The sequence below is a fragment of the Burkholderia gladioli genome (assembly GCF_000959725.1).
Classification (GTDB): Bacteria; Pseudomonadota; Gammaproteobacteria; order Burkholderiales; family Burkholderiaceae; genus Burkholderia; species Burkholderia gladioli.
The window spans coordinates 2935408-2961789 of the sequence record NZ_CP009323.1 but is presented as its reverse complement, the minus strand read 5'-3'; the positions used below and the strand labels follow the sequence as shown (position 1 = coordinate 2961789).

Genomic DNA, 26382 nt, shown 5'->3' with positions numbered 1-26382 from the left:
CCCTTATTGCGGCTGCGCCGCGTAGCGGATCGTGCCGTCGTGGGTCTTCACCTTCGAGCCGGGCGCCGCGAACGGCAGGCCGTCGATGATCACGCGGTCGCTGTCGGCCAGGCCCGAGCGGATCACGCGCAGGCCGCCGCGCACGTCGCCGGTCTCCACCTGCTTGGGCACCACGGTGCCGTCAGCGGCCACCGTCAGCACCAGGTGCTCGGACTGGTTCGGCAGCACCGAGGCGTCGGGAACCAGCAGGGTGGGCGCCGGATGCGTGACGGCCACCCGCACGCGGGAGAACTCGCCGGGCGTGAAATGGCCGTCGGCATTGGGCACCGTGGCGCGCGCGTGGATCGTGCCGCTGGAGCGGTCGAGCACATTGTCGACGAAGTCGAGCGTGCCCTGCCGGTCGTAGGCGGTCGAGCCGCCCGAGGCCAGTTCGACGCGGTCGGCCGGCAGGCCCGAAACCTTGCCGCGATAGCGCTGGAAGGCCTCGTAGTCGGACTCGCTCATGTCGAAGTCGAGGTAGATCGGGTCGAGCGAGACGATGGTGGTCAACAGCGTGGTCGGGCTGGTCGCGTAGCGGCTGCCGGCGATCAGGTTGCCCACCGAGACCTGGTGCCGCCCGATGCGGCCGGTGAAGGGCGCGACGATGCGGCAATGGTCGAGATCGAAGCGCGCGTCGCGCACCTGGGCGTCGGCGTCGTCGAGCGCGGCCTGCGCGGCGTGCAGCTCGGAGGTGCGCTGCTCGGTGTTCTGGCGCGTGCCCGCCTCGCTGTGCTCCAGGTCCTGCGCACGCGTGAGCTCCTGCCTGGCCAGCACCAGCCGCGCGGCGGCGCTCTGCTGCTGTGCCTTGGCCTGGCTGTAGCGGATTTCGTAGGGAACCGAATCGATGGTGAACAGCAGGTCGCCCTTGTGCACCACGTCGCCGTCGCGAAAGTGGATGCCGGTCAGGGTGCCGCCCACCTGGGCGCGCAGCTCGACCTGGTCGACCGCCGAGAACTGGCCGAGGAAGCCGAGCCGCGTATCGAGATCGCGCACCAGCGGCCGGCTCACCGTCACCTCGTGCGGCGGCATCGGCGCCGCGGCGGCGGTGCCGGCACCGCCCGTCTGCGCGTGATGGAACCACAGCCCACCACCGATCACCACGATCCCGGCGGCGATCGCCAGGGCCCTGGCGCGCCCCTTCGGCCCGCCGTTGCGGCCGCCACGCAGGTTCGGGCCGTCTTCGTCCAGTCTTGTCTTCGTATCCACTGCTTCACCCTGGAAAGCGTTGCGCCCGGTCGGTCCCGCAAGCGGGACGAACCGGGCGATGTCGGCGCCTCTTACCCTCACCCGGCTGCCGGCCTGAATGGATGTCTACCGACATCCAAGGTTCGTTAGATTACCGATATCATCTAAATGATCAAGCCTGTCAGAATGACGGCTGGCCGCGAGGCGCCCGGCGATCGGGCGCAATCGCTTGCGGGATGGGGCTTTCGGGGATTGTTGGCGCCTGTCGGCTACTGAATTCAGGCGCGACGCACAGAGTGGATCGGGCAAAAACGCCTGGATTTCGTAAGGAAAATCGAAACTTCGGCGCGGTGACGTGCATCCAGGGATGCTCAGGATATCTCGGCGATGTCGTGCCGGTAGAGGTTCACCACGCTCGTCATGTTCAGGGCGCCCAGGCCTCGTGCCTCGGCGCGCACGAACACGGCGCCCGCCGCCTCGATCACCGGCAGGGCCGCACGCTCGCCTGCCGTGCGCGACAGGTACTCGAAGTCCTTGCCGATCAGCTCGACCGGGAATTGCGGCGCGAAGTTGCCGGCCTGCATCGAGCCGGCGAGATAATGGGCCACCGGCGCCCAAACCGAGGTCACGGCCACCGCACCCAGCACCCTCTCGACATCGGCGCCCTGCTCCGCGAGCAAGCCGATCAATTCGGCCAGCGCCGTGACCTGCACGCCGAGCAAGGCATTGGCGGCCAGCTTGGCCAGCGCGCCGCTGCCGAGCGGCCCGGCGTGGCGGATGCCGCTGCCCATCGCGGCGAGCACCGGTTCGGCGCGCGCCAACACCGCCGCCTCGCCACCGACCAGATAGACCAGTTGTCGAGCCTCGGCCTGCGCGCGAGAGCCCGAAACCGGCGCATCGAGCAGCGCGACGCCCGCCTGCCGGGCTTGCTCGCCCAGCTCGCGCACCCAGGCCGGCGTCAGCGTCGAGCTCTCGATGGCCACCGCCTCGGGTGCCATGCCGGCCAGCGCGCCCTGCGCGGGGTCCAGCCAGACCTCGCGCGAAGCCGCGTCGTCGCGCAGCATCGCGATCACGAACTCGGCCCCGCTCACGGCCTCGCGCGGCGTGGCCGAGCGACGGGCGCCGACGGCTTCCAGCGCCTGGGCGGCCGCCGCAGTGCGATTCCATACGTTCAGGCAGTGCCCCGCCTCGATCAGCTTGGCGGCCATGCGCGATCCCATCGCGCCGAGCCCTAGTACTGCAATCCTGCTCATTTCGTTTCCTTGTTCCTGGATGATGATTCAGCGAGCCGTGCCGCCGGCGCGTGGGCCGCGCATGGCGACCACCACGAGCAGCCCGGCCAGCACGAAGGCCGCGGCGACGCCGGGAATCGGCGCCGGCCCGAGCCGGTTGACCAGCACACCGCCGATCAGTGCGCCGAGCCCGACGCCCGCGTTGAACACCGCGACGTTGGCGGGAGTGGCCGCCTCGGCGCCGCCCTCGATGCGCGCGGCCTGTTCGAACACCGAGGTCTGCAGCAGCACCGGCAACGCGCCATAGGCCGCGCCCCAGCCCGCCAGCAAGGCGACGGTTGCAGCCTGGCTGGCCACCGCCAGGTGCATGGCGGCCAGGCTCGCGGCCAGCAGCGACGTCGCCAGCGCGAGGCCGGTGCGCGGCGCGTGCCGAGCCAGCGGCCCCACCGCGAAGTTGCCGAGCACGCCAGCGGCGCCATACACCAACAGCATCATGCTGATGCGGCCCGGCGCGAGATGCGCGGCCTGCTCGAGATAGGGCGTGACATAGGTGTAGCCAAGGAAGTTGCCGGTCACGACCAGCGCGGTGCAGGCCAGCAGGCCGAGCAGCGGGCCGTCGCGCAGGACCGCCGGCATCGCGCCGCGAATCGAGGCTTTCGCGACGCGCAGGCGCGGCACCGAGCCCAGCACGGCGACGAACACCACGAGGCTCAGGATCGTCAGCGCGGCGAATACCGCGCGCCAGCCGGCATGCTCGCCGAGCAGGGTGCCGGCGGGAATGCCGAGCACCGCCGCGAGCGAGACGCCGCCGAACACGACCGAGGTGGCCCGCACCGCATGCTTGGGCGCGACCAGTTGCACCGCGGTGACCACCGCCGTCGACCAGAATACGGCGATCGCGGCGGCTACCAGGATCCGCCCGGCCAGCACGATCGGATAGCCGGGCGCGAGGTAGGTGAGCACGTTGCCGGCCGCGCAGACCGCCAGCAGCGCGGCCATCAGCAGCTTGCGATCGAGCCCGCCCAGCAGTCCGGTGAGCGGCATGGCCGACAGCGCGACCACGAAGGCGAAGCAGCTGACGAGGTAACCGGCCTCGCCGAGCGAGACGCCCAGGCCTGCCGCCATCGCGGGCAGCACGCCGACCGGCATCAGCTCGGTGCTGACGAAGCAGAAGCAGCCGAGACTCAAGGCCAGCACCGCGATGGCAGCGCGCGCCGGCGACAGGCGGGAACTCGGTTCCGATGCCGGCGGCCCGCCGTCGGCGCTCAGTGAATGTGCGGATGAGAAGTCCAAGGGGTGATCCCGTGAAAAACGGTCGACGTGGGACGCACGACCCGCGATGCCTGGTTCCATCAGGTATGCGAACCATCGAGACAGGCTCGGCCGGTGGAAGGACCCGAGGTCAGGGCCATGCGTGCATTGGAGTCATTGTGGAACCGCGAGCCTCGCCTGGGGAGCCCGTCCAGCTCACAAGACTTGTGGGCCCGGCGGAACAATCCCGGCTCGGCACGCGCCGCCGCTTGCGATAGCATCGGGAATCCCCCACCCGCCCCGACCACGGAGGTTCCCTCATGAGCGCAATCGATCCCCGGCTGCTGGAAGGCGTGGACGTGCTGGCCGCGGTGGTCGACACGCACAGCTTCGGCGCGGCCGCCGAGGTGCTCGACGTATCGAAGTCGGTGGTCAGCCGCGCGATCGTGCGCCTCGAGAAGCGGCTCGGCATCCGCGTGTTCGAACGCACCACGCGCTCGATCCGGCTCACCGACGAGGGCCGCGAGTTCTACGAGCAGGTGATGCCGCTGGTGGGCAGCCTGGCCGAGATCACGCGCAGCGCGGCCGGCAACGCGGGCAAGGTGCGAGGCCGGCTGCGCGTCAACATCGATCCGCTGTTCGCGCGCCTGGTGGTGGGCCCGCGCCTGGGCCCCTTCATCGACGCGCATCCGGAACTCGAGCTGGAGCTGCACAGCCGCGAGGACCTTGGCGACCTGGTCGCCGACGGCTTCGACCTGGCGTTGCGCTTCGGTCATCCGCAGCCCTCCTCGCTGGTGGCGCGCAAGCTGTTCGACACGCGCGTGTTCGCGATGGCCTCGCCGGCCTACCTGCAACGCTTCGGCCATCCCGCCGAGCCGCGCGAACTCGAGACCGGCGGGCACCGCTGCATCCTCTATCGCGAGCCGGTGACGGGGCGGCCGTTTCCCTGGGAATTCCATCAGCGCCGCAAGAAGCTGGTGGTCAAGCCGCACGGCGCGCTCACGCTCAACGATCCAGGCACGCTCTACAGCACCTGCCTGGCCGGGCTAGGCATCGGCCAGCTGTTCGAGCTCGGGGTGGAGGACGCCATCGCCGCCGGCCAGCTGGTGCCGCTCTTTCCCGACTGGTCCGACTACCGGTTCCCGCTCCATGCCTACTACCCATCGCGACACCATGTGCCGGCCAAGACGCGCGCCCTGCTCGACTTCGTGGCGGGCCTGACCGGCTGAAGCGGGCTGCCCGCTTGACTTCAAGTCGACTTGAGGCGCCATAGTGCATCGCTTCGCGCCATCCGGCGCTCCGCGAGGACAGCGTCATGCCCACTTCTTCCCCTCCCAGCCAGGCCGAACTCTGGAACGGCAGCTCGGGCCTTGCCTGGGTCGATACCCAGCCGATCCTCGACGCGATGTTCCAGCCGCTCGAACAGCGGCTCACCGAGGCGGCCGCGGCCGATGCGTCGGCGCTCCCGCGCCGCGTGCTCGACGTCGGTTGCGGCACCGGCGCCACCACGCTGGCGCTGGCCGCGATGGCCGAAACCGGCGCCGAAGGCGACGGGGGCGGCGCCTTCGGCGACTGCCTCGGCATCGACATCTCCGCGCCGATGCTGGCCCTGGCCCGCGTGCGCGCCGACCAGCGCGGCCTGCGCGCCGCCCGCTTCGTGCGGGCCGACGCGCAAACCCACGATTTCGCGCCGGCCGGCTTCGAGCTGGTCCAGTCGCGCTTCGGCGTGATGTTCTTCGACGATCCGCGCGCGGCCTTCGCGAACCTGCGCCGCGCGGCGGCACCCGGCGCGCGGCTGCGCTTCATCGCCTGGCGCCCGGCCGACGAGAATCCCTTCATGACCACCGCCGAACGCGCGGCCGCGCCGCTGCTGCCGGCACTGCCCGCGCGCGATCCGGCCCGTCCGGGGCAGTTCGCGTTCGGCGACCCCGAGCGGATGATCGGCATCCTGCACGGCGCGGGCTGGGAACGCATCGAGATCGCGCCGCTCGACGCCGCCTGCGCCCTGCCCGAACGCGACCTGCCCACCTATGCGCTGCGGCTCGGGCCGGTCGGCCAGCAGTTGCGCGAGGCCGATGCGCGAACCCGCGCGCAGGTGATCGAGACGGTGTGCGCGGCCTTCGCGCCCTTCCTCGACGGCGACATGCTGCACTACCAGGCGGCATGCTGGTGGGTCGAGGCGCGCGCCCCGCGCTGAACCCGGCGCGTCGGCGCGGGCAAAGAAAACGGCCGCCCGAAGGCGGCCGTTCGACTCGACACCCGCGCTCACCTATCGTCGGATCACGCCCAGCAACAGCGTGACGATGAAGATGATCACGAAGATGAAGAACAGGATCTTCGCGATCTCGGCGGCCCCGGCCGCAATGCCGCCGAAGCCGAACACCGCCGCGATGATGGCGATGATGAAAAAGATCACTGCGTAACGAAGCATGTCTACCTCCGGATTGGACTGCGAATAAGCCATGTCGCGCACGGCCGGGCCGTGGCGATCTCGTTCGATGATGCCGGCGCGCCTGTGCTGCGCGCCGCTCAGATCGGCACGCGCCGGCGCAGCTCGGCCGGCAGGATCTTCATGCCCTGCCGGTACTTGGTCACGGTGCGCCGTGCCAGCACCACGCCGCGCCCGGCCAGGCGCTGCGCCAGCACCACGTCGGAGAGCGGCTCGCCGGCCGGCTCGGTCGAGATCATTTCGCGGATCAGCACCTTGGCCGCCGCCGCCGAGCAGGCACCGCGCCCCGCCGCCTCGAGCTTGCGCGGGAAGAAGTGCTTGAACTCGAACACGCCGTGCGGGGTGGCCATGTACTTGTTGCCGGTGGCGCGCGAGATGGTCGATTCGTGCAGGTCGAGCTCCTCGGCGATATCGCGCAGCACCAGCGGCTTGAGCGCGATCGCGCCGTAGCGGAAGAAATCGCGCTGCCGCGCGACGATGCACTCGCCCACGCGCTGGATCGTGTCGAAGCGCTTCTGCGCGTTGCGGATCAGCCAGCGCGCTTCCTGCAACTGCTGCCCCAGCGGCGACTGGGTCGACTCGCTGGACTTGGCGAACAGCTCGGCATAGAGCTTGTGGATCCGCGCGCGCGGCATCACCGCGGGGTTGACCGTCACCACCCAGCGGCCGCTCACCTGGCGCACGATCACGTCCGGCACCACGTAGTCGCCGCTCGCGCCGCCGAAATGGTTGCCGGGGCGCGGATCGAGCTTGCGCACCAGCGCGCAGGCCGCGCGCAGCGTGCGCGTATCGCAGCCCAGGCGTCGCTGGATCTCGGCGGTCTCGCGGCGCGCGAGCCGCTCCAGGTGATGCTCCGCGATCGCCTTGGCGCATTCGACGTCGGGGCGCCCGGCCGGCATCGCGGCGAGCTGCAGCGTCAGGCATTCCGACAGCGAACGCGCGGCCAGCCCCGGCTTGTCGAGCGACTGCACGCAGCGCAGCGCGATTGCCAGGTCCTGCTCGTTGAAGCAGTTCTCCGAGTCGGCGATGGTCTCGGCCAGTTCGGCGAGCGACTGGCGCAGGTAACCGTCGTCGTCGAGCGCGTCGATGATGGTGCGGGCCGCCGCGCGGTCGCGCGGATTGAGCGGGTACAGGCAAAGCGCCGCGTGCAGGTGCTCGTGCAAGGAAGGCTCCACCACCAGCCGTTCCGAAGGCTCGAGATCAAAGGCCTCGCCCGAGCGGCGCAGCGAGCTGCCGCGCATCGAGGGCTCGGCGGTGTATGAGGGCTCGCCGTCGGGCGGCCCCGCCTCGGCCGCGATCAGGGTCGGCGGCTCGGTGGTTTCCGCCGACTCGGCCGCCTGGGTGGCCTCGTCGAACGGCGTGCGCGTGTCCTCGTCGCCCGAAATCTGGACGTCCTCGAGAAAGGGGTTGGTGTCCAGCGCTTGACGCAGTTCCTGCTGGAATTCGAGCGACGACAGTTGCAAGAGCCGCAGCGACTGTTGAAGTCGCGGCGTCAGTGTCAGGTGCTGTCGCATCTGTAGCGCGAGCGTTGCGGGCATCCGGATGCTCCTCGTCGTTGATTGGGACTGTCCCGACTTTTGCAACATCCGTACCAGGCTGGCGAAGCCTTGTGCCACGGGGCTCGCGCACGCGCGAGGGCGGCGCTCCCCACGCGGCCGGAGCATTTTTTACAAGCAGCTTCGCAAGATTTGGTCCGGGAGAATCGGTCCCGGGCACATGCTCCGCGGCCTTTTCGCGTGCCCCGCACCGAAGGCTTCCTCTAGTCACGCCAAAGAACCCACGAGCCCCTGCCCTCGGGCGATGCAGCGCCATGCGATGGGTCCGGCCGCCCCCCGAAGCGCATCCGCCACGCGCCTTCCAGATACCGCCGGGTACGCATCCTGCTCATTGTCATCGCCCGCCGGCGCATCGTGCGGGACCGGCGAGGGGGGCGCCAATCAGGCCGCATTCGCCGTGCAAGCCGTAACCACTGGTCGCGCAAGCTCGTGCCGGACCGTGCACGCAGCGCAGCTCATATGAACGACAGAATCAGAGAGGAAAGTATGAAAGGACTACGTACCCTGGCCGTGATGGTGTCCGCGGTGGCCATGCTCAGCGCATGCGGCGGCGATGACGGCAACGACGTCGGCACCATCATCGGCGTCTCGAAGCCGCAGGCGCGCTTCATCAACGCGGTGCCGCTCGGCCCCAATCTCGACTACTACCTGAACGGCCAGGTCAACACCGCCAACATCGCCTACAAGGGCGTGACGCGCTACGCCGACCTCGGCACCGGCAACCAGACCGCTTCGTACGACGCCAACGGCACCACCGTCACGCTGGGTTCGCAGGGCTTCTCGACCGCCAACGGCCATCACTACACCACCATCGCGCTGCCGAGCACCTCGGCGCCGATCTCGGTGATCGACGACCCCTACGCCAAGGGCCTGCTGTCGGACAAGGCGCGCGTGCGCGGCTTCAATGCCTCGCCGAACGCGCAGAACGTCGACATCTACGTGGTGCCGGCGGGCAAGACCGACATCAGCGCGATTGCCCCGACCATGCCGGGCCTGGCCTACCAGGGCGCGGTGCCGGCCAGCGGGCAGGATTCGATCTACATCGAGGGCGCCAGCGTCCAGGTGGTCGTCACCTCCACCGGTTCGAAGACGCCGATCCTGACCACCGCGCCGGTCACGCTATCGGACAACGCCGACTGGCTGGTGCTGACGATTCCGGCCGGCGGCATCAAGGACGTGGTGCCGAACGACATCCACGTGCTGGTGGCGCAGGGCAACGATGCCGATACCTCGGCGCAGGAACTGGGTCCGCAAGGGCAATAAGCCTCGCCGCCGCGCGTCGCGCCACGCGACGCGCGCAGCGCAATACGACGACGCCCCGCTTCGAGCGGGGCGTCGTGCCATTGGGAGTCGTGCCGCGCAAGTGAACCGCGCCGGCGCCGGCCTCAGCTCGAGGACGGGCCCGCGGGTTCGAGCCGGATCACGCGCTCGGTGCGCGCGCCGTAGGTGCGGCCCGCGTCGACGATGCCGGCCTGGCTGACCTGCCAGCCCAGCCGTGTCTCGACGGCCGGCTGCGAGCCGCCGCGACGGCTGGCGAAACCGGCCAGGCCGTCGTCGGGCGTGCTCACGCTGTCGTCGAGCGAGGCGTTCGAATGGATCACGTTATCGCGCCAGTGCGGCGCGTCGCGATGGGCGTCGAAGCTCTTGCCGTCGACGTCGACGCAGCTGTCGGAGGCACCCATGTTGGCGTTGTCGAGCGTCGCGATGCGGCTTGCCGCGCGACGCACCGGATCGCCGTGCTCGAGCAGCGCATAACGCGCGCGGTCGATCGGCGGCAGCCCGGTCGGCATCTTCGCGGCGATCCGCTCGGGCGTGAGCCTGCGATCGGCCGCCGCCGGCTTGCCGGCTGCTTCGGTTTCCGAATGATTCTGTTCCATCGTCTCCTCCAGGTCGAAACACCGGGCGAGCGCCGGGCACGAAGCCCGGCGCTCGCCAATCGAACCGCCCGACGCGCGAGGACGCGGCCGGACTAGAACTGGTAATTGATCGACAGGTCGAACGTGGCGTTTGCCGAGCTCTGCGTGATGGGACTGTGGCGCGCGCTGCCGACCAGCTGCTGAATCGCGCCGTCCGCGGTCATGAACCAGTGCTTGCGGAAGTACCAGACCATCGTGATGCCGCCGCCGTAGGACCTCAGGCCTGCCTTGGCAGAATACTCCGGAATACCCGAGCGCGCCGAGGCGGCGGGGTTCACGCCGAACCAGCTGTTCATGTAGCGCGAATCGGCGAAGGTCACGTTCGGCCCGGCGAACCAGAAGAAGTGCTCGGAGCTGCCCGGCAGCGGCATGTAGGCGGCGAAGTCGGCCACCCAGCCGTTCGCGCCGCCGATGCTGCGCTGCACATCGCCGCGCAGCACCAGCGGGAAGCGCTTGGAGAGCACGTAGTCGGCCGACAGCTTGATTTTGGCCGCCGGATTGATGTTGTCGAGACCATGCAGGTGGCCGAGATCGTCGGCCGAACGCCGCCCCAGGTCGTAGCCGACCGACAGCGTGGCGCGCCAGTTCTGGCCGCGCAGGAAGTTCACGCCGAGCCCCTCGCCGGTCGACAGGAAGAACAGGTCGCGGTAGCGGATGTCGATGCTCGGGCCCGCCATCGCACGATACTGGTCCGAGCCGTCATAGCGTGGCCGGAAGGTCGAGGCGATGCCGATGCTGGTCTGCCAGTTTTCCTTCGGGTTCGGATTGAACAGCTTCTCGAGCGGCACGCCGGCCGAGTACTGCCATTCGCTCAAGGGGCCCGGCGTCTGTGCGCGGGCCGTGGTGACGCTGGCCGCGCAGCACAAGGCCAGCAGGGTGAGCCGTGAGGGCACGATCGCGCGGCGCGGCATCGGGCGGGCGCGGCGCGGGGGGACGGAAACGGCACGGCATCGAATCATCAGCTCATCCTCTTGGTGTTGTCAGTTCTACTGGAAGAGTCCCGACGCAAGCCCGCGCACGCCGTGCACCGCCGCATGAAGAACGCGGCGCGGCGCGCGCAAGCCGGCGGTCGCACCGCGGCTGCGCATGTTGCCCTCGCTCATGTTACCCGCGCCGCATGCATCCTGCCTCGCGAAGCCACGCCACCCGCTCGGGTGGCTCGCGCGAGGGCGGATCGCCCGCCGGCGGATGCTGCGGCGCCGGCGGATCGGGCGGCCCGTCGTCGCCCTCGTCGGGCTGCGGATCGGGATCGTCGATCTGGGGATACGGCGGCTCGGGTCGATGCAGCGAGATGCCGGTTGGCCAGCCGGCGAAGCCCCATGCACCGGACATGGCGAACCCGGGCGGCGAAGCTGACACAGGCTCCACGGTCGGTCCTCCTAATGCGAGTCAGCGGCAAATACTGCAATTCGTATGCCAGGCTGCGCGATGACGATCCAGCCCGGCCGCCGCCGCGCCGGAACCGGGTCCGGCCGCCGTTGATCGCGCGCCCTGGGCATTCCTTACATCCGGCACTGAAAATTTTTCAGACGCCCGGCGCGCGCCACGGACCGCCGTGCCGCCCGCAACGGGCGGCGCGGCTCGGCACGCGGCTTGCTGGAACGAAAGCATGATCACTCGGAGGGCAAGCGATGCGATCCTTTAACCGATCCCCATTCCCAAGCTCGGCGGAAGTCGAGAGCCGGCCACCGCAGCGGGTGCACGACCATGGGCAAGCCCAGGCCGCCGGCAAGGACCAGCCTCCGCCGCGCCAGCAGCCCGCGCGTCCCACCGAGGAGCGGCGCATCGACCGCGCGCTCGAGGACACCTTCCCGGCCAGCGACCCGCCGGCCACCGGCGGCGTGACCCGCATCGATCCGGCCACGCCCGCCCACCAGCCGCCTCACCGCGGCGAACCGGGCTCGCCCTGAACGGGCGAGCGCTCATTGCAGCAGCTCCTTGCACCAGGAGGTCGAAGATGAACCTGCATCCCGAGACCCAGGGCGCCACCCGCGTGCCCGAGCGCATCATCGGCCGGCCCGCCGATTCCAGCGGCCCCGGCCCCGAGGTGATGGCCGCCTCGAGGCTGGACGGCAACCGCGTCTATGCCACCGACGGCGTCCAGGTCGGCCATATCAAGGACATCATGCTGGACGTGCGCGGCGGCCGCATCGCCTACGCGGTGCTGTCCAGCGGCGGCCTGCTCGGCATCGGCGACAAGCTGCTGGCCGTGCCCTGGCACGAGCTGACGCTCGACACCGATCGCAAGTGCTTCGTGCTGCCGGTCACCTCGCAGCAGGTACGCGAGGCGCCAGGCTTCGATCGCCATCACTGGCCGAGCTTCGCCGATGCCGAATGGGTGCACACCCGCGAGCCGGCCGGCGCCGCGGCCACCGGCTGGGATCCCGCCGATCTCGGCCGCTTCGACGTCGATACCGGCCTGGACGAACCTCCGCACGAAAGCTCGCCGAACCGGCCCGAATCGCGATCCGAACCACGCGACGACCGCCATTGATCTGCTACGGTCGTCACGTTTCCAGGAGCGTCCAGCCAGGACGCTCTCTTTTTTTGCGGCTCGCATTTTCGTGTCGAGACGGCGCTCGGCGACCGCGGTATCAATGCGCCAGGCCGCCTCGCGCACGCGCCGCGTGGCTGGCGACGGCCTCGCCCGCCACGGCGGCCGGCGCGACTTCCTCGGGCGGCGGCAGCACGGCCGCGAGCCCGAGCGCATCGATCCACAGCTCGCGCGACCAGCCCAGCGTGTGCAGGGCCAGCGGATCGACCTGCGCCTCGAGCGCCTCGACGGCGTCCTTCAACACCTGCGCGACCGGCCCGGCGGAGCGTTCGGCCGCGATCGCCAGCAGCTTGCGATGCAACTGGTCGCGCGTCTCGACCAGCAGCACGCACTCGGTGGCGACCCGCTCGGCGGCCGCGCGATCCCCGCCCTGCACCGCGTAGGCGATCACCTCGAGCAGGGACTTGCCGAGCGCGGCCGCGGCGGTGCGCACGCGCGAGCTGGCCTCGACGTCGAGGCCGAGCGCGTCGAAGACATCGGCCAGCACCTGGGCGCGGCGGTGCGCGGCCTCGCGATGCAGCCGCCATTCGGCGGCCAGTTCCTCGTGCGTGGTGGCGGCCAGCGCGGCGTCGTAGACGGCCATCGCGCGCAGCGTGGTTTCATGCGCCTGGTCCAGCAGTTGATGCAATCCCTCGCGATCGACACGCGTCGTCATCCCGTTTCCTCCCTTCCAGTCCATCGAGCGCCGCCGGCCCGGCCGGCGGCACGAACGGCGCGCGCTCTCAGCGCCCCACCTCGCGCGCCAGCGTGCGCGCCGCCGCCAGATGCTTGCGCAGCATCGGCAGGCTGTCCTGCGCGAAGCCGCGCAACTCGGTCGAATGCCCGCCGCGCGCCTCGGCCGAGAACAGCCGGATCGCCTGGCGGTGCGCGGCCGGCCCCGCGATCGCCACGTAGGCGACATCGAAATCGTGACCGCGCTTGTTGCGCAGCGCGTCGATGTCGGGATCGACGATCATCGCCGCCTGCGCGGGCACGCCGACCTTCGCGGCGATCGTGCGCAGCGCCTCGTTGGCGCGTCCGTGGTCGTCCAGCATCATCTTGGCGAACTCGCGCACCGCGGGCGAAGCCGATTGTTCGATCGCCAACTGGCTGGCCTGCACCTCGCGCTTGCCGGCGATCGCGGCCTTGTCGACGAATTCCGGATCGATGCCTTGCGGGCGCTTGGCGATCTCGCTGTCGCCGACCGGCGAGGCCGGCTTGACGATCTCCGCGCCGACGCGCGGATCGGCGGCGGGAGGCTCGTGCGGCGTCGGGTTCGGGTTGGTCTGCGCCGACGCCGCGCAGGCCGCACCCAGCGCGATGGCGAGCGCCACCATTCGCCGGCCCTGGCGGCCGGCTGTCCTGGTTCGTTTCATCCTCGCTCTCCTCGATGAGATGGGATCGGCCCTGCCAGCCGCCTCGGGCGCGGCACGCAGCCCGCTCCGGCCCGCAGCGGAACCGGCCGCTATCGCTGACTTACTTCGGCCGACTCACTTCGGCCAGCTTACTTCGGGTGGATGGTCAGTTGGTCCTGCACCGAGCGCACGCCGTCCACGCTCTTCACCGCGGCCACCGCGAGCGGGCGCTGCGATTCGTCGGGCACGCTGCCGGTGAGCGTCACGTGGCCCTGGCGCGTGCTGACGTGCACGTCGTCCGAGGACAGCCCGCTGGCCTGCACCAGCGCGGCCTTGGCCTTGGTGGTGACGGCCATGTCGCGCATCTTCGCGCCAGCCGAGTGAGTGGCCGAGGCGACCGTGTCGCCCGTGTCCGCGCCGGCGTCGAACGGCACGCTCGCGCAGAACGCGGTGGCGGCCGTCAGCGCGACGGCCAGCAAGCCGCGCGGTCCGCGCGAACGCGCGAGACGACGCGGAGTCGACGAGATCCTGTCTGCATTGCGGTGCTTCATGCCTGGGCTCCTTGCAGCGAGCCGGCCCGGTGCCGGCGACAAGGCAGGAATCGCAAGCGCCATGCCCGGGTCATGCGCCTTGCCACGCAAGGCCCGGGCGGCGACGCGGCACTTTTCGTCAAGCCGTTTGAAAGATTTACGAACTCGTCGGGACGATCGGCAAGCCCGGCTCGATAAATCGACGCGGCGCCCCCATATCAATCGCAGTGCGAAGCAAAGAGGCGGCAGACGGGGTGAACGGAGAGAGGCGCGCCGGCGCCGGCGCGCCGCGCTCAGTCGCGCGAAGGCGAGGTCAGCGATCGCTCCGGCGCCTGGGTGGCGCGCAGGATCTCGCGCGCCAGGACCTGGATGTCGACCGGCTTGCACAGATAGCCGTTGAAGCCGGCCGCCAGCACGCGGCGCTCGTCGGCCTGCCCGGCATGCGCGGTCACCGCCAGCATCGGCGCGTTGATGGCGGTGCGCGCGCCGCCGCGCAGCGCATCGAGCAGCCAGAAGCCGTCGCCGTCGGGCATCGCCAGGTCGGACAACACCACGGTCGGCCGCGCGCCGTCGATCTTGGCCAGCGCGTCGCGCCCCGAGGAAGCCACCACCACCGCCGCGCCGAGCGTGGCCAGCGCCGCCGCCAGGCTGGTGCGCGAGGTCTCGTCGTCGTCGACCAGCATCACGCGCTGGCCGTCCAGGTTGATGCGCTCGCGCGATAGCGCGTCGTCGTCGCGCCGGCCGCTCCAGGCGATCGCGCCCGAGGGCTGCCAGCCGGCCGGCAGCGCGACCTCGAAGGTGGTGCCGAGATCGCGCCCGGCGCTGGCGACGCGCACCGCGCCGCCGTGCAGCTCGGCGATGTGGCGCACGATCGACAGCCCGAGCCCGAGCCCGCGCTTGGGCGAGGCGGGCGAGTTCTCCGCGCGGCGGAACGCCTCGAACACATGCGGCAGGAAATCCGCGACCACGCCCTGCCCGGTGTCGGTCACCGTCAGCAGTACGCGCGCCTCGTCGCGAGTCAAGCCGATCGTCACGCGGCCTCCGCGCGGCGTGAACTTGAAGGCGTTGGACAGCAGGTTGGAGAGCATCTGCTTGAGACGCTCGGCGTCGCCCGAGACCACGCAGGCCTCCAACGCGCAGTGGGTCTCCAGCGTGATGCCGTCGTGGCCGGCGGTGGTGCCGAACGAGCCGGCCACGTCGCCGACCACGCGCACCAGGTCGACCGGCATCGGATCGAGCCGCAGCTTGCCGGTGGCCAGCGAGGAGGCGTCGAGGATATCGGCCACCATGCGCGACAGCGAACGGGCGCTGCGGTCGATCGCGTCGATCGCCTGTCGCTGCAGCGCGCCGTCGATCGGATTGCGCATCACCTCGACCCAGCCGTAGATCACGTTCAACGGCGTGCGCAGCTCGTGCGAGACGATCGCCAGCAGTTCGTCCTTGAGGCGGTTCGAGGTGTCGGCCTGGCGACGCGCATCGCGCGCGCCGCGCAGCCGGTGATGGTTGCGCCGCTCGCGGCGGCGCTGGGCGCGCGTATCGCGCAGCGTCAGCGACAAGGCCACGCAGCGCTGCTGTTCGTCGAACACGGGCGAGGCGGCCAGCGTCACGCGAAACCGCTTGCCGTCCCCCCCCAGGCAAAGCACGTCGAGGCCGCCGATCGCCTCGCGCACCTCGCCCACCTCGGTGGCGATCGGGTGCCGGCCCAGCCAGCGCGGCGCGACCAGCATGTCGATATCGTGGCCGAGCGCGTCGGCCTCGGGATAACCGAACATGCGTTGCGCGGCCGGGTTCCAGCTGGTGATGCGGCGATCCGCGCCGACTCCGATGATCGCATCGGGCGAGGCGTCCACCAGGCGGCGCAGCATGCCGTTGGCCAGCGCCCGCTCGTGCTCGGCGCTGACGTCGCGCAGCACCGCCACCGCGCCGCCGCGCGCGCCGTCCGGATCGCGCAGCGGCGAGACCACCACCGCGACAGGCACGCGCGCGGCCTGCCCCGCCGGCTGCAGCCAGTGCAGCTCGCTGGTGCCCGCGCCGTCCTCCGCGCCGGCCAGCACGCGCTCGAGCGCCGCCACGCGGGAACTGGCGCCATGGCTGTCGTAGCCGTGGAAGATCTCGTGAAAGGGCTTGCCGTGCGCGCTCGCGCTCTGGTGCCCGGTCAGCGCGACCGCCACCGGGTTGAGATAGGTAAGCCGGCCGAGCGGGTCGATCACCATCACGCCCTGCGTCAGCGAGGCCAGGGTGATCTCGTAGTGCTGGCGCGCGGCGGCCTCGCGCCGGCGCAGCGTCTCGTTGGTCAGGCGCGCATGGCGGAACGCCGCCACCACCGCGCAGACCACGCCCGCCACCAGCAGGAACAGGCCGACCTGCATCGCCTGCATGGCCGGCGACAGCGCATAGGCGAGCGGATCGCCGAGGAACAGCAGCCAGATCAGCAGCGCGCTGAGCAGGGTGGCGACCAGCCCCGCGCCGAACGACGCGGTCCAGGCCACCCCCGCGATGAACGGGTAGTAGAGCAGGAGCGGCATGTTCGCGCCGCCGTAATGGACCAGCAACGACTGCAGCACGGTCGGCATCGCCACCAGCGCGGCGATGATCACGCCGTTACGCATCCAGCCTGATTCGAGTTGGGTCATCCGATCGACTCCCGCCCTGGCCGGCTGCCTGCCGACCGGGCGCTGCACGCCGGCCGCCGCAGCGGCCCGCCCTCCCCTGACATGGCATCGTCGGGCGCGGGTACGAGGCCCGCGCCGCGCCTCACGATGCCGTCTTGTCCGTCTTGTCCGCGAGCTGGTCGGCCGATCTGTCGGCCGCCTTGTCGCTCTTGTCGACCTTGTCGGCTTTCTCGCCGCCCTCGATCTGCGCGAGGCGGTTGTAGATCGTCTTGAGGCTGATGTCGAGCACCTCGGCCGCGTGCGTCTTGACCCCGCCGCATTGCGCCAGGGTGCCGAGGATCACGCGCCGGTCGACCTCCTCCAGCGTGGTGCCGAACGGCACCGACACCGTGTCGTCGGCCGCCACCGCCTCGCCCGAGACTTCCGCCATGATCGGCGGCGGCAGCGTGTCGATCAGCTCGCCGTCGTTGAAGATGCTGGCGCGCTGCACGAAGTTGCGCAGCTCGCGCACGTTGCCCGGCCATTCGTAGCCGGCCAGCGCAGCGAGCGCGGCAGGCGCGAAGCGCATGTCGCGCCCGCTCTCCTCGTTGAGACGGGTGAGGAAGGCGGCGGCCAGCATCGGGATGTCGTCGCCGCGCTCGCGCAGCGGCGGCAGCGTGATCGGGAACACGTTGATGCGGTGGTAGAGATCGGGGCGCAGCTTGCCGTTGGCCATGGCCGCCTCGGGATCGAGGTTGGTGGCCGCCACGATGCGCACGTCCACGTCGATCTCGCGCGCCGAGCCGAGCCGCGTCAGGCGCCCGGTCTCGAGCACGCGCAGCAGCTTGACCTGCGATTCGACCGGCATCTCGGTGATTTCGTCGAGGAACAGCGTGCCGCCGTCGGCGCGCTCGAAGAAACCCTTGTGCTGGCGGTCCGCGCCCGTGAAGCTGCCGCGGTCGTGGCCGAACATCTCGCTCTCCACCAGGTTCGCGGCGATCGCCCCGCAGTTGATGGCCAGGAACGGGCCCTTGCGGCGCAGGCTCAGGTCATGGATGGTCTGCGCGGCCAGCTCCTTGCCGGTGCCCGACTCGCCCATCAGCAGCACCGAGGCCTCGGTGCCAGCCACCCGGCTGATCGCGTCGTACATGGTCTGCATCGGCGGCGAGCTGCCCAGCATGCGGCCGAAGCGGCCCAGCCGCTTGAGCTCGCTGCGCAGCGAGGCGATCTCCTCGTGCAGCACGCTGGTGCGCGGCACGCGCGCGAAGATGCTGTTCAGGCGCTGCATGTTGAGCGGCTTGACCAGGTAGTCGGTCGCGCCGCGCCGCAGGGCGTCGATCGCGGTTTCCAGACTCGCGTGGCCGGTGGTCAGCACCATCTCGCAGTGCACGCCCTTGGGCAATTCGTCGAACAGGTCCATGCCGTTGCCGTCGGGCAGCACCAGGTCGCAGAGCACCAGATCGGGCGTGTGGGCAGCGATCAGCGTGCGCGCCTGGGCCAGGGTCGCGGCGGTATCGCAGCTCAGTTGCTGCGTGTGCGCCAGCGCGGCCAGCATGTCACGGGTGTCGGCGTCGTCTTCGACGACAAGAATGTAGGGCATTGATGCTCCGTCGCAAGGCACGTGCCCGGAGGCGGGGCCCCTGCATGGCAACGTGCGGATCGGCCGATCGCGGCGCGGCCGCGGTCGAGACCGTGAGGCGATCGCACGCGGCAACATTGCGTGGATCGCGGGTAGGAATCGGCAATGCTGACCGACGAGGCTCGCGCCCGGTAAGGATGCCCTGAACCGCGGCAGCCGGAGCGGCGTCACGAGTAGTCGCACCGGCCAAGCATTCGGGGAGTATAGAGGAGTCGCCTGCGCCGCCCGGCATTATCGGTTTTTTCTATCCGTACCCCGTAGGCAAATTGGAATTTTCAATTCATGCAGCGGCGGTGGATTCGGCTACGCTTGCGCTTATAAAAATTACACGCTGCGCGGCGACCGTGTAGAGAGTACGAAGGCACGCTGTTTCACCCGAGATCCATCATTCATGTCGAAAACATCCAGCGACGGCCGGCGGTTGGTCGGTTCCTCGCCGCGTATCCAGGCACTGCTCTCGAAGATCGAGAAAGTGGCCGCGACCCGCGCCAGCGTCCTGATCGTCGGCGAGAGCGGGGCCGGCAAGGACATCACCGCGCGGCTCGTGCACGATTCCAGCACGCGCGCGGGCGGCCCGTTCGTGGCCGTCAATTGCGGCGCGATTCCCGCCGACATCGCCGAATCCCAGCTGTTCGGCCATGAGAAGGGCAGCTTCACCGGCGCGGCCGCCCAGCACACCGGCTTCTTCGAAGCCGCGCGCGGCGGCACCATCTTCCTCGACGAGATCGCCGAGATGCCGCGCGAGATGCAGGTCAAGCTGCTGCGCGCGCTCGAGTCGAACACCATCATGCGGGTCGGCGGCACCGAGACCATCGCGCTCGACGTGCGGATCGTCGCCGCCACCCACCACAATCCGGTCGACGCGATCCGCGACGGGCGGCTGCGCGAGGACCTGTTCTACCGGCTCGCCGCCTTCGCGCTGCACGTACCGGCGCTGCGCCACCGCGACGGCGACGTCGAGGAGATCGCGCGCGACCTGGTGGCCGCGCTCAACGCCCAGCACGGCAGCGACAAGCAGCTTTCGGCGCAGGCGCTGAAGACGCTGCGCGCCTATCCCTGGCCCGGCAACGTGCGCGAGCTGCGCAACACCATCGAGCGCGCCTTCATCCTGGCCGACCACGACATCGACCTCGACCTGCCGCGCCAGTTGCCGCCGCGCGCCGACGTGCGCGACAACGTGATGTCGCTGCCGCTGGGCGCGACGCTCGCGCACGCGCAGCAGCGCTTCATCGTCGCCTCGCTGCGCCACTTCGAGGGCGACAAGCCGCGCACCGCGAAGGCGCTCGGCATCAGCCTGAAGACGCTCTACAACCGGCTCGCGCTGATGCGCGACCACGGCCTGCAGAACGAGCTCGACGACAGCGCGCGGCGCTGAGGGCGGGCGCCGGGTGCTGCCGCGCCACCCTCGCCGCGCGTGCGTCGTCACGGCGAAGGCGATTCAGTGGCGATGGCCATCGGGCCCGGCGCCTGTCGTTGCCCCAGGTCCGGCCGGCCCCGCCGGGCCGATCGCGCCGGAAGGATGCGCTGCCGGGTCGGGCGAACCAGGATGCGCGGCCGGATGCGAGAGCGCGTCGGCGCGCGGCAGCGGCCTCGGCAGTTCGTCGCGCGAGGCATCGCGCGGCACCCGCACCAGGTTGTCGACGTCGCGCACCCACACGCAACTGGCGGCCAGGTCCTCGATCTCGTGCTTCATCCAGCGCTCGGGCACGCTGCCCTCGAGCCGCACGCAAGCCTCCCGCACCGCCACGCTGACCTCGCTGACGTCGAGGTCGAAGGCATAGGCCAAGCGCTCGCAGACATCCTCGCGAATCCGCTCGTCGGAGCGCGTGTAGCCCTTCGGCCCACGAATGCGCGGCGCGGCGCGCTGGCCGCCGCGCGCGGGTGGCGCGAAGCGCGGGTCGTAGCGCGCATGGGACGGTGCGCCGTGGCCGCCGCCCGATTCGTCGAGCCGGTCGCCGCCGGGCCGGTCGCGGTAGTCGTCGCCCCGGCCCGCGTTGCCCGACCCGCGAGCATCGGCGCCCGGGCGCCGCGATTCGCCGTGTACCCGCGAGGGCTCGCCGCGACGCCCCGGCTCGTCCCCCGCCCTGGCTCTCGGGTCCGGGCGGACGGGCTGCCGGTATGCCTCGCGGTAGGCCTCTCGATACGCCTCGTCGGAGCCGTCGCGTTCGCGTGGCCGGGGAATGTCACGATCGCGGCCGGCCGCTTCGCGCGGCCCGGCGCGCCAGCGTCGCTCGTCGAACCGATCGCCGGGCGACTGGTCGCGGGCGTCGTGAAAGTCGATATCGCGTTCGTCGTCGGGCAGCAGCAGGTCGTCGTAGTGCGGCAGGTCACGTTCGTCGCTGCCCCAGTACGCGCGTTCGTTGCGCTCCTGCCAGTTCGCAGGCTCGCGGGCGTGTCGCGAGCGATTCGGATGGCGTCCTTGCATCGCTTCCTCCTCGATCGGTAAGGGCCGGCCGGATCCAGGCGCGGCCGGATTCGTCGTTTACTTCAATCGTATTGAAAGATTTCCCGGATCAACGGCGACGGGATCCCGCCCCGCCGGCCGGCAGGGTCGGGTCGGGCGCCCGGGCGTCCTCGTCCTCGTCGTCGCCCACCAACCGATCGGTGCGATCGGGCTCGATGTCCTCGTTGTCGACCAGGCCCGCATCGCCATCGGCCGAGGCACGCTCGCCGGTGCCGGCGCGATCGGTACCGGCCGCGCCGGCCGCCTCGCCGCGCTCGAGCGCATGCGCGTCGAGTTCGCTGTCGATGTCGAATGGGCGACGCTTCGCGCCGCGCGTGTCGCTGCCGCTATCGGACGAATCGCTCGGGCCGAGCGTGTCGGCGACGGGCCGGCCGTCGTCCGGGTCGAGCGGCTCGTTATCGGGGTTCAGGGTGCTGTTCATTCGGCCTCCTGGTTGAACCGCCGGCCCGGCGAGCGGCCGGCGGGAGGGTTGGCGTTCAGGGTTCGCGCGGATCGCGCTCAGGGGTGCGTGTTCAGCCACCCGAGGCGCCGGAAGCGCCCATGGCACCGGAGGCACCGGCCGAATCGCCGGCACCCGAGGCGCCAGTCGCGCCAGTCGCGTCGGAAGCGGCACCCGGCGACATCGGCGCCGGCGTCACGCCGGTCGCGGCGCCCGGTTGCGCGCCGCTGTCGCTCGCCGAACTCGATGCCGAGGGCGCGGTACCCGCGCCGCCGCCGCTGTCGCTCTGCTTCGAACAGCCGGCGGCGGCAAGCAGCGCCGCGCACAGCGCGCCCATCGCGAGCGCGCGCCACACTGGTCGTGTCGGATCGTGTTGCATAGGACCTCCGGTGTTGGATGGACCCTGAAGCGCAGCAAGCCGCGTGCCGCCGTTGCTCGCCCGAGTGGCACGGGGCTTGCTGAATCGGGGAAACACGGGAAACGCCGCCGCATCCCCGGCCATTCGTGCCGACGCGGCTCCGGCGCGGCGCATCGGGCGCGACGCCGCCGTTCAAGCATGGAGGAACGCTCTGTGACCCAAGTCGACCTGCTTCGTTACCTGGTGACGAGCCAGTTGGTCGCGCGCATTCAGACCGGGCGCTGGATGCCGCCCGATCGCGTCGTTAACGCGACGCATGGCTGGCTGAGCGGCCATCGCGTCGAATGCGACTGGCTCGATCGGATTCGAATCGCGATGGCCGCGCGCGGCCTGGCTGGCGAGATCTACGAGGTCGCGACCTCGGGCCAGCACCCGGGCCTCGTCGACGGCCTGCTGGCCGACGAGCACTCGCCGCAGATGGCGGCGCTGCGCGCGCGCTGCGAGCACTATCTGCAGCGGCTGCTGCGCAGCCACTGAGCCGCGCGCTCGTGCCTGCCCCGCTCGTGCTACCCCGCTCCTCCCTGCCCCATAACCGCCGGCTCGGGGTGGGCGCGCAGCGGCTCGTTTGGCGCTCGACCAGCGCGTCGGCCGGCGCGAGGCGGGCACGCGTGCCGCGCATTGCAGCGGCGGCGCCTCACGCGCGCCTCAGGCCGCGCGCCAGGCGCTCGGCGACAGCGTCTCGATCTGCCGCCAGGCCGAGCGGAACGCCTGCACGCTCGCGAAGCCGCATTGCTCGGCGATCCGCTCGACCGGCGCGTCGCTGTCGCGCAGCAGTTGCCTCGCCCGCGCGATCCGCAACTGCTGGTGATAGGCCTTCAGCGTGATCCCGCAGGCATCGCGAAAGCGCCGTGCGAGATGTCGATAGCTGAGCGCGAAACGCCCGGCCAGCTCGGTATAGGACAGCGTGCAGGCCGGCTCGGCCACCAGGAAATCCTGCACCGCGTGGATCAACTCGTGATCGTGGTCGCGATAGCGCAGTTGCGCGTCGAGCGCGGCGTCGCCGCTCATGCGCCGGAACGGCACCACGTTCTCGCGCGCCACCTCGATCGCGGCGGCCGCGCCGAACTGCCTCGCGATCAGGTGCAGCGCGAGATCGATGCCGGCCGCCACGCCCGCCGAGGTCAGCAGCGCCCCCTCGTCGACCAGCAGCCGGTTCGCCAGCACGCGCGCCGCGGGATGGCGCTGCTGCAGGCGCGTCAGGTGCGCGTGATGGGTGGTGCAGGCCTGGCCGTCCAGCAGCCCGGCCGCGCCGAGCAGGAAGGCGCCGGTGCAGACGCCGGCCAGCACGATGCGCTCGCGCTGCGGCGCCACCACGCGCCGCAGCCAGCTCACCAGTTGCGCATACTCGGCCGACGGCGGCGCGCGGAAGTCGTGCTTCGAGCCGATCACGATCACCCAGTCGCCGGCCGGCACGCGCTCGGGCAGGGGCGCGAGATTCGCGAGCCGCAGGCCCTGGTGGCTGTCCAGGGCCGCGCCCGCGCCGATGCAGCAGGTCTCGACCGCCGCGATGCGCAGCGGCGCCAGCGAGGCGATCAATTGCAGCGGGCCGCCGAGGTCGAGCATGTGCACGCGCGGCGGCAGCACGAACCAGGCACGCCGGGGCGGCCGGGCGGAACGGGAAACGGTGGCGAGGGCGGCGCACATGCGGGCTCCAGGAACGGGATCGGCGGGATGCCTCGCATGATGGCAGGAAATTTGTCGATCCTGTCAGGCAAGCGAATTGTCCCGTCCCGATGCGCTGGCTACCATGGCACGAAATCTTCCTCTTGGATTTCCACCGCGGAGTTCGCCATGTCCCATCGAATCGCATTGCTGATGTTTCCCGGCGTCCAGGCGCTCGACCTGGTCGGCCCCTACGACGTGTTCGCCGCCCTGCCCGACACGACGGTCCACCTGGTCTCCCGTGACGGCGCGCCGGTGCAGGCCGCGCATGGCCTGACGCTGAGCCCCGATACGCGCTTCGAGGATTGCCCGCCGGTGGACGTGCTGTGCGTGCCGGGCGGGCGCGGCATCGGCGAGCTGCTGCTCGACGATGCGACCCTGTCCTTCCTGCGCCGGGCCGCCGGCACCGCGCGCTACCTGAGCTCGGTCTGCACCGGCTCGCTGGTGCTCGGCGCGGCCGGCCTGCTGCAAGGCCGGCGCGCCACCACGCACTGGGCCTTCCTGCCGTTGCTGGAAGCCTTCGGGGCCACGCCGGTGCGCGAGCGCGTGGTTCGCGACGGCAGCCTCGTGACCGGCGGCGGCATCACCGCCGGCATCGATTTCGCATTGACCATCGCGCGCGAGCTGCATGGCGACGCCGTCGCGCAGGCCACCCAGTTGTCGATCGAATACGCGCCCGCGCCGCCGTTCGACGCCGGCAGCCCCGAGACGGCGCCGGCCGAGGTGGTCGCGACCGTGCACGAGCGCTACGCGCCGATCTACGCGACCCGCGAGGCCCTGGTGAAGCGTGCCGCCGAGCGGCTCGGCACCGGGCGTTGAGATTCCGGCGCGCGCCCGCCCCCGAGGGGCGCGCGCGTTATCGCTCGACTGCATCGAGGCCGAATAAAACATTAAGCCACCGGCTGGATTTCACATGAAAGCAATTGGTAAAGATTCGAGAAGTTTTTAATAAGCCAATCCATTTTCCGCGATTACCCGAATAGTTCATTCGAGCCACCCACCGCGCAACGAATCCGTCAATCGCGCGCCTGCCTTTTCCGATGTCGGAAACCGGTACCTTCCCCATCTGCCGTCCAAGGCCGCCCTGCCTGCCGATGGCGCCACCCATCGCGCCGCATCGCAACAAAAGCCCCGTTACAAAACTCCACACGAAATTTTTCGAATTTCGATTGACGCAAATATTTTTCATTCTTACGCTGCTTGCCGACCCACGCGAGTCGATAAACCATAAAAACAATGAATCTGGCGCAATTCAAGCCCATAAAGCCGCGATTGCATCACCATCCTGATTGATTTAAATAAATCGAAAGGAAAAGGAAACAAGAATGAAAGAGAGAAACCAGGGTCTGGGGCGCGGATCGCAGCGTGCGATTCGGCAAATCGGAGGGATCGTCCTGTCGATGTCGGCGCTCGCGCTGAGCGCGTGCGGCGGCGACGGCACCAGCAGCAGCATCGCCTCGGTCGACGCCTCGGCGAACCATCCCTTCACCGACAACACCGCGTACTCCACCAGCGCCGGCGCGAACCTGCAGGCCTCGCAGGTCAACGAATCGGCGGCCGTCATGCATCGCCAGTGGACGGGCGGCGGCAAGACCGTCAGCTACACCTCCACCACCGGCCACCTCACCGCGATCGATCCGAGCGGCAAGGCCGAGGCGAGCATGTCCTACGTCGCCTACACGGCGCCGAGCCAGGACGGCAAGCCGCGCCCGGTCACCTTCTTCTACAACGGCGGCCCCGGCTCCTCCTCGGTCTGGCTGCGGCTCGGCTCGTTCGCGCCGACCCGCGTGGCCACGCCCGATCCGCTGATGACGAACTGGCCGAACTTCCCGCTGGTGAGCAACGACGAGAGCCTGATCGGCACCACCGACATGGTGTTCATCGACCCGCCCGGCACCGGTTTCTCGGAAGCGATCGCGCCGAACACCAACCAGACCTTCTGGGGCGCGGACCCGGACGTGCGCGTGATGCGCGACTTCATCCGCCGCTACATCGCGGTGAACAATCGCGCGAGCTCGCCGCTCTACCTGTACGGCGAGTCCTACGGCACGCCGCGCACCGACATGCTCGCGCTGTCGGTCGAATCGGCCGGCGTGAACCTGACCGGCATCGTGCTGCAATCCTCGATCCTCAACTACTTCGCGGATCCGGGCGAAACCTACGCGATCACCAACGGCAACGCGGCCAACAACGCGCTGGAGCTGAAGTACACGACCGACGGCATGATCGGCTACTTCCTCGGTTATGCCCAGGTGGCGGCGTACTTCAACCAGGTCTCGCCGGCGCCGACCAGCAACGGCCAGTTCGCGCTGCAGATCCAGAACTTCGTGACCGCGCAGTATTCGCAGCTGGCCACCTACGCGCCGACCTTCTTCTTCGCCGGCAGCCCGCTGGTGCCGAACCCGACCTTCCCCGACAACAACACCTTGTCGCAGTGGTCGACCCAGACCAACATGTCGGTCGCCTCGCTGAACGCCTACTTCGGCAACGACTACTACGGCACCAACCTGGTACCGGGCTCGACCATCGGCCGTTATGACGGCCGCGTGATCCTGCCGAGCAGCGACCCGCGCCTGCAGCAGGATTCGGATCCCTCCGACATCCTGATCACCCAGCCCTTCACCAATGCGCTGGCCACGCAGTTGCCGAACGAGCTCGGCTTCGAGGCGCCGAACGCGACCTATGCCACCCTCAACAACGACATCATCGGCGCCTGGGACTTCAGCCACGCGGGCCAGGCGGTGCCGGACACGATCCCGGACCTGCTCGCGGCGCTGCAGCTCAACCCGCAGCTGAAGGTGCTGTCGGCCAACGGCTATCACGACCTGGCCACGCCGTTCTTCCTGACCGAGAACCAGCTCGCGCGGCTGCAGACGGTGCCGGGCCTGAACCCGAACCTGCAGATGACCTTCTACCAGGGCGGCCACATGATCTATCTCGACAATGTCGCGCGGCCGCAGCTCAGGTCGGACCTGGTCTCGTTCTTCGCCAACCAGCCGATCTCGAACGCGCTGTCGCTGGCGCAGTTGCCGGCGCCCTGGCCCGACGAAAGCCCGGCCGGCACGCCGACGCTGAAGACCGCGGTCGCGGCCCGCTGAACCGACAGGCGCGGCGCCGCCCGTC

At 70.2% G+C, this 26382-nt stretch carries 27 protein-coding genes; 9 read left to right on the top strand and 18 right to left on the bottom strand.

From position 1 onward, the window contains the following. Positions 1–3: 3 nt before the first annotated feature. From BM43_RS30255 to BM43_RS30245, 3 genes are all read right to left on the bottom strand, one after another. The gene (locus BM43_RS30255; protein WP_036052007.1) at positions 4–1245 is read right to left on the bottom strand and encodes an efflux RND transporter periplasmic adaptor subunit; all 1242 of its coding nucleotides are present in this window, start codon (positions 1243–1245) and stop codon (positions 4–6) included. A 350-nt stretch (positions 1246–1595) separates the two neighbouring features. Then, positions 1596–2477 (bottom strand): NAD(P)-dependent oxidoreductase, encoded by an 882-nt coding sequence (locus BM43_RS30250; protein ID WP_036052009.1) that lies wholly within the window; start codon positions 2475–2477, stop codon positions 1596–1598. Positions 2478–2504: 27 nt separating this feature from the next. Continuing rightward, entirely contained in the window at positions 2505–3749 is a 1245-nt protein-coding gene (locus tag BM43_RS30245; RefSeq protein WP_198399537.1) for an MFS transporter, read from the bottom strand. Positions 3750–4027: 278 nt separating this feature from the next. Between BM43_RS30245 and BM43_RS30240 the strand changes: the two genes are divergently transcribed. Both BM43_RS30240 and BM43_RS30235 read left to right on the top strand, forming a co-directional pair. Further along, positions 4028–4936, top strand: a complete 909-nt coding sequence (locus BM43_RS30240) for a LysR family transcriptional regulator (RefSeq protein ID WP_036052010.1) — start codon at positions 4028–4030, stop codon at positions 4934–4936. Between the two features lie 86 nt (positions 4937–5022). Beyond that, entirely contained in the window at positions 5023–5904 is an 882-nt protein-coding gene (locus BM43_RS30235; RefSeq protein ID WP_036052011.1) for a class I SAM-dependent methyltransferase, read from the top strand. A 72-nt stretch (positions 5905–5976) separates the two neighbouring features. On the opposite strand, the gene BM43_RS30230 is transcribed toward BM43_RS30235, so the two are convergent. Continuing rightward, positions 5977–6138, bottom strand: a complete 162-nt coding sequence (locus BM43_RS30230; RefSeq protein ID WP_013697398.1) for a DUF1328 family protein — start codon at positions 6136–6138, stop codon at positions 5977–5979. 98 nt (positions 6139–6236) lie between these two features. Further along, positions 6237–7694 (bottom strand): RNA polymerase factor sigma-54, encoded by a 1458-nt coding sequence (locus tag BM43_RS30225; protein WP_036052012.1) that lies wholly within the window; start codon positions 7692–7694, stop codon positions 6237–6239. A gap of 504 nt (positions 7695–8198) precedes the next feature. Here BM43_RS30225 and BM43_RS30220 point away from each other — a divergent pair. Next, positions 8199–8975 carry a DUF4397 domain-containing protein gene (locus tag BM43_RS30220; RefSeq protein WP_036052013.1) on the top strand — a complete coding sequence of 259 codons (777 nt, stop codon included), beginning with the start codon at positions 8199–8201 and terminating at the stop codon, positions 8973–8975. Positions 8976–9097: 122 nt separating this feature from the next. On the opposite strand, the gene BM43_RS30215 is transcribed toward BM43_RS30220, so the two are convergent. From BM43_RS30215 to BM43_RS30205, 3 genes are all read right to left on the bottom strand, one after another. After that, positions 9098–9589, bottom strand: coding sequence for a DUF3005 domain-containing protein (locus BM43_RS30215; protein WP_036052014.1), 492 nt, complete (start codon positions 9587–9589; stop codon positions 9098–9100). Between the two features lie 92 nt (positions 9590–9681). After that, a complete protein-coding gene (locus BM43_RS30210; RefSeq protein WP_036052016.1) occupies positions 9682–10587 on the bottom strand; it encodes a MipA/OmpV family protein in 906 nt (301 codons plus the stop codon). 145 nt (positions 10588–10732) lie between these two features. After that, complete coding sequence (locus BM43_RS30205; RefSeq protein WP_036052017.1) at positions 10733–10960, bottom strand: hypothetical protein; 228 nt, start codon at positions 10958–10960, stop codon at positions 10733–10735. 299 nt (positions 10961–11259) lie between these two features. Here BM43_RS30205 and BM43_RS30200 point away from each other — a divergent pair, with 299 nt between their 5' ends. Beyond that, the gene (locus BM43_RS30200) at positions 11260–11538 is read left to right on the top strand and encodes a hypothetical protein (protein ID WP_103691111.1); all 279 of its coding nucleotides are present in this window, start codon (positions 11260–11262) and stop codon (positions 11536–11538) included. Positions 11539–11591: 53 nt separating this feature from the next. Continuing rightward, the gene (locus tag BM43_RS30195) at positions 11592–12122 is read left to right on the top strand and encodes a PRC-barrel domain-containing protein (RefSeq protein WP_370448978.1); all 531 of its coding nucleotides are present in this window, start codon (positions 11592–11594) and stop codon (positions 12120–12122) included. 100 nt (positions 12123–12222) lie between these two features. On the opposite strand, the gene BM43_RS30190 is transcribed toward BM43_RS30195, so the two are convergent. The 5 genes from BM43_RS30190 to BM43_RS30170 form a co-directional block, all read right to left on the bottom strand. Further along, a complete protein-coding gene (locus BM43_RS30190) occupies positions 12223–12837 on the bottom strand; it encodes a hypothetical protein (RefSeq protein WP_013697390.1) in 615 nt (204 codons plus the stop codon). Between the two features lie 67 nt (positions 12838–12904). Next, a complete protein-coding gene (locus BM43_RS30185; RefSeq protein WP_042284409.1) occupies positions 12905–13537 on the bottom strand; it encodes a DUF4142 domain-containing protein in 633 nt (210 codons plus the stop codon). A gap of 128 nt (positions 13538–13665) precedes the next feature. Further along, the gene (locus BM43_RS30180; protein ID WP_036052021.1) at positions 13666–14067 is read right to left on the bottom strand and encodes a BON domain-containing protein; all 402 of its coding nucleotides are present in this window, start codon (positions 14065–14067) and stop codon (positions 13666–13668) included. A gap of 272 nt (positions 14068–14339) precedes the next feature. After that, positions 14340–16679, bottom strand: coding sequence for a hybrid sensor histidine kinase/response regulator (locus BM43_RS30175; RefSeq protein WP_036052022.1), 2340 nt, complete (start codon positions 16677–16679; stop codon positions 14340–14342). A 121-nt stretch (positions 16680–16800) separates the two neighbouring features. Next, on the bottom strand, positions 16801–18237 hold the full coding sequence (locus BM43_RS30170; RefSeq protein WP_013697386.1) for a sigma-54-dependent transcriptional regulator: 1437 nt from the start codon (positions 18235–18237) through the stop codon (positions 16801–16803). A gap of 430 nt (positions 18238–18667) precedes the next feature. Between BM43_RS30170 and BM43_RS30165 the strand changes: the two genes are divergently transcribed. Next, on the top strand, positions 18668–19651 hold the full coding sequence (locus BM43_RS30165; RefSeq protein ID WP_013697385.1) for a sigma-54 interaction domain-containing protein: 984 nt from the start codon (positions 18668–18670) through the stop codon (positions 19649–19651). 63 nt (positions 19652–19714) lie between these two features. On the opposite strand, the gene BM43_RS30160 is transcribed toward BM43_RS30165, so the two are convergent. The 3 genes from BM43_RS30160 to BM43_RS30150 form a co-directional block, all read right to left on the bottom strand. Then, positions 19715–20701, bottom strand: a complete 987-nt coding sequence (locus tag BM43_RS30160) for a BON domain-containing protein (protein ID WP_036052023.1) — start codon at positions 20699–20701, stop codon at positions 19715–19717. A gap of 88 nt (positions 20702–20789) precedes the next feature. Continuing rightward, positions 20790–21161: a hypothetical protein gene (locus tag BM43_RS30155; RefSeq protein ID WP_036052024.1), complete on the bottom strand. Its 372-nt coding sequence runs from the start codon at positions 21159–21161 to the stop codon at positions 20790–20792. 91 nt (positions 21162–21252) lie between these two features. Continuing rightward, complete coding sequence (locus BM43_RS30150) at positions 21253–21558, bottom strand: hypothetical protein (protein WP_042284404.1); 306 nt, start codon at positions 21556–21558, stop codon at positions 21253–21255. Between the two features lie 192 nt (positions 21559–21750). Here BM43_RS30150 and BM43_RS30145 point away from each other — a divergent pair, with 192 nt between their 5' ends. Beyond that, the gene (locus tag BM43_RS30145; protein WP_036052025.1) at positions 21751–22074 is read left to right on the top strand and encodes a hypothetical protein; all 324 of its coding nucleotides are present in this window, start codon (positions 21751–21753) and stop codon (positions 22072–22074) included. A gap of 168 nt (positions 22075–22242) precedes the next feature. Here the strand turns inward: BM43_RS30145 and BM43_RS30140 are convergent, their stop codons facing one another. After that, complete coding sequence (locus tag BM43_RS30140; RefSeq protein WP_230676288.1) at positions 22243–23241, bottom strand: GlxA family transcriptional regulator; 999 nt, start codon at positions 23239–23241, stop codon at positions 22243–22245. Positions 23242–23388: 147 nt separating this feature from the next. Here BM43_RS30140 and BM43_RS30135 point away from each other — a divergent pair, with 147 nt between their 5' ends. Beyond that, positions 23389–24078, top strand: coding sequence for a DJ-1/PfpI family protein (locus tag BM43_RS30135; protein ID WP_036052027.1), 690 nt, complete (start codon positions 23389–23391; stop codon positions 24076–24078). A 37-nt stretch (positions 24079–24115) separates the two neighbouring features. On the opposite strand, the gene BM43_RS40900 is transcribed toward BM43_RS30135, so the two are convergent. Then, on the bottom strand, positions 24116–24448 hold the full coding sequence (locus BM43_RS40900; protein ID WP_144417705.1) for a hypothetical protein: 333 nt from the start codon (positions 24446–24448) through the stop codon (positions 24116–24118). 136 nt (positions 24449–24584) lie between these two features. Between BM43_RS40900 and BM43_RS30130 the strand changes: the two genes are divergently transcribed. Further along, on the top strand, positions 24585–26357 hold the full coding sequence (locus BM43_RS30130; protein ID WP_036052029.1) for a S10 family serine carboxypeptidase-like protein: 1773 nt from the start codon (positions 24585–24587) through the stop codon (positions 26355–26357). Positions 26358–26382 lie beyond the last annotated feature (25 nt).

What these genes read in the sequence shown, in the direction of transcription:
- BM43_RS30140 (WP_230676288.1), bottom strand. Translation starts at nt 23,241, where the DNA reads ATGTGCGCCGCCCTCGCCACCGTTTCCCGTTCCGCCCGGCCGCCCCGG.
- BM43_RS30185 (WP_042284409.1), bottom strand. Translation starts at nt 13,537, where the DNA reads ATGAAACGAACCAGGACAGCCGGCCGCCAGGGCCGGCGAATGGTGGCG.
- BM43_RS30155 (WP_036052024.1), bottom strand. Translation starts at nt 21,161, where the DNA reads ATGAACAGCACCCTGAACCCCGATAACGAGCCGCTCGACCCGGACGAC.
- BM43_RS40900 (WP_144417705.1), bottom strand. Translation starts at nt 24,448, where the DNA reads ATGAAAAATATTTGCGTCAATCGAAATTCGAAAAATTTCGTGTGGAGT.
- BM43_RS30235 (WP_036052011.1), top strand. Translation starts at nt 5,023, where the DNA reads ATGCCCACTTCTTCCCCTCCCAGCCAGGCCGAACTCTGGAACGGCAGC.
- BM43_RS30170 (WP_013697386.1), bottom strand. Translation starts at nt 18,237, where the DNA reads ATGCCCTACATTCTTGTCGTCGAAGACGACGCCGACACCCGTGACATG.
- BM43_RS30160 (WP_036052023.1), bottom strand. Translation starts at nt 20,701, where the DNA reads ATGCAAGGACGCCATCCGAATCGCTCGCGACACGCCCGCGAGCCTGCG.
- BM43_RS30130 (WP_036052029.1), top strand. Translation starts at nt 24,585, where the DNA reads ATGAAAGAGAGAAACCAGGGTCTGGGGCGCGGATCGCAGCGTGCGATT.
- BM43_RS30165 (WP_013697385.1), top strand. Translation starts at nt 18,668, where the DNA reads ATGTCGAAAACATCCAGCGACGGCCGGCGGTTGGTCGGTTCCTCGCCG.
- BM43_RS30150 (WP_042284404.1), bottom strand. Translation starts at nt 21,558, where the DNA reads ATGCAACACGATCCGACACGACCAGTGTGGCGCGCGCTCGCGATGGGC.
- BM43_RS30215 (WP_036052014.1), bottom strand. Translation starts at nt 9,589, where the DNA reads ATGGAACAGAATCATTCGGAAACCGAAGCAGCCGGCAAGCCGGCGGCG.
- BM43_RS30240 (WP_036052010.1), top strand. Translation starts at nt 4,028, where the DNA reads ATGAGCGCAATCGATCCCCGGCTGCTGGAAGGCGTGGACGTGCTGGCC.
- BM43_RS30230 (WP_013697398.1), bottom strand. Translation starts at nt 6,138, where the DNA reads ATGCTTCGTTACGCAGTGATCTTTTTCATCATCGCCATCATCGCGGCG.
- BM43_RS30205 (WP_036052017.1), bottom strand. Translation starts at nt 10,960, where the DNA reads ATGTCCGGTGCATGGGGCTTCGCCGGCTGGCCAACCGGCATCTCGCTG.
- BM43_RS30210 (WP_036052016.1), bottom strand. Translation starts at nt 10,587, where the DNA reads ATGATTCGATGCCGTGCCGTTTCCGTCCCCCCGCGCCGCGCCCGCCCG.
- BM43_RS30190 (WP_013697390.1), bottom strand. Translation starts at nt 12,837, where the DNA reads ATGACGACGCGTGTCGATCGCGAGGGATTGCATCAACTGCTGGACCAG.
- BM43_RS30220 (WP_036052013.1), top strand. Translation starts at nt 8,199, where the DNA reads ATGAAAGGACTACGTACCCTGGCCGTGATGGTGTCCGCGGTGGCCATG.
- BM43_RS30200 (WP_103691111.1), top strand. Translation starts at nt 11,260, where the DNA reads ATGCGATCCTTTAACCGATCCCCATTCCCAAGCTCGGCGGAAGTCGAG.
- BM43_RS30135 (WP_036052027.1), top strand. Translation starts at nt 23,389, where the DNA reads ATGTCCCATCGAATCGCATTGCTGATGTTTCCCGGCGTCCAGGCGCTC.
- BM43_RS30175 (WP_036052022.1), bottom strand. Translation starts at nt 16,679, where the DNA reads ATGACCCAACTCGAATCAGGCTGGATGCGTAACGGCGTGATCATCGCC.
- BM43_RS30250 (WP_036052009.1), bottom strand. Translation starts at nt 2,477, where the DNA reads ATGAGCAGGATTGCAGTACTAGGGCTCGGCGCGATGGGATCGCGCATG.
- BM43_RS30225 (WP_036052012.1), bottom strand. Translation starts at nt 7,694, where the DNA reads ATGCCCGCAACGCTCGCGCTACAGATGCGACAGCACCTGACACTGACG.
- BM43_RS30180 (WP_036052021.1), bottom strand. Translation starts at nt 14,067, where the DNA reads ATGAAGCACCGCAATGCAGACAGGATCTCGTCGACTCCGCGTCGTCTC.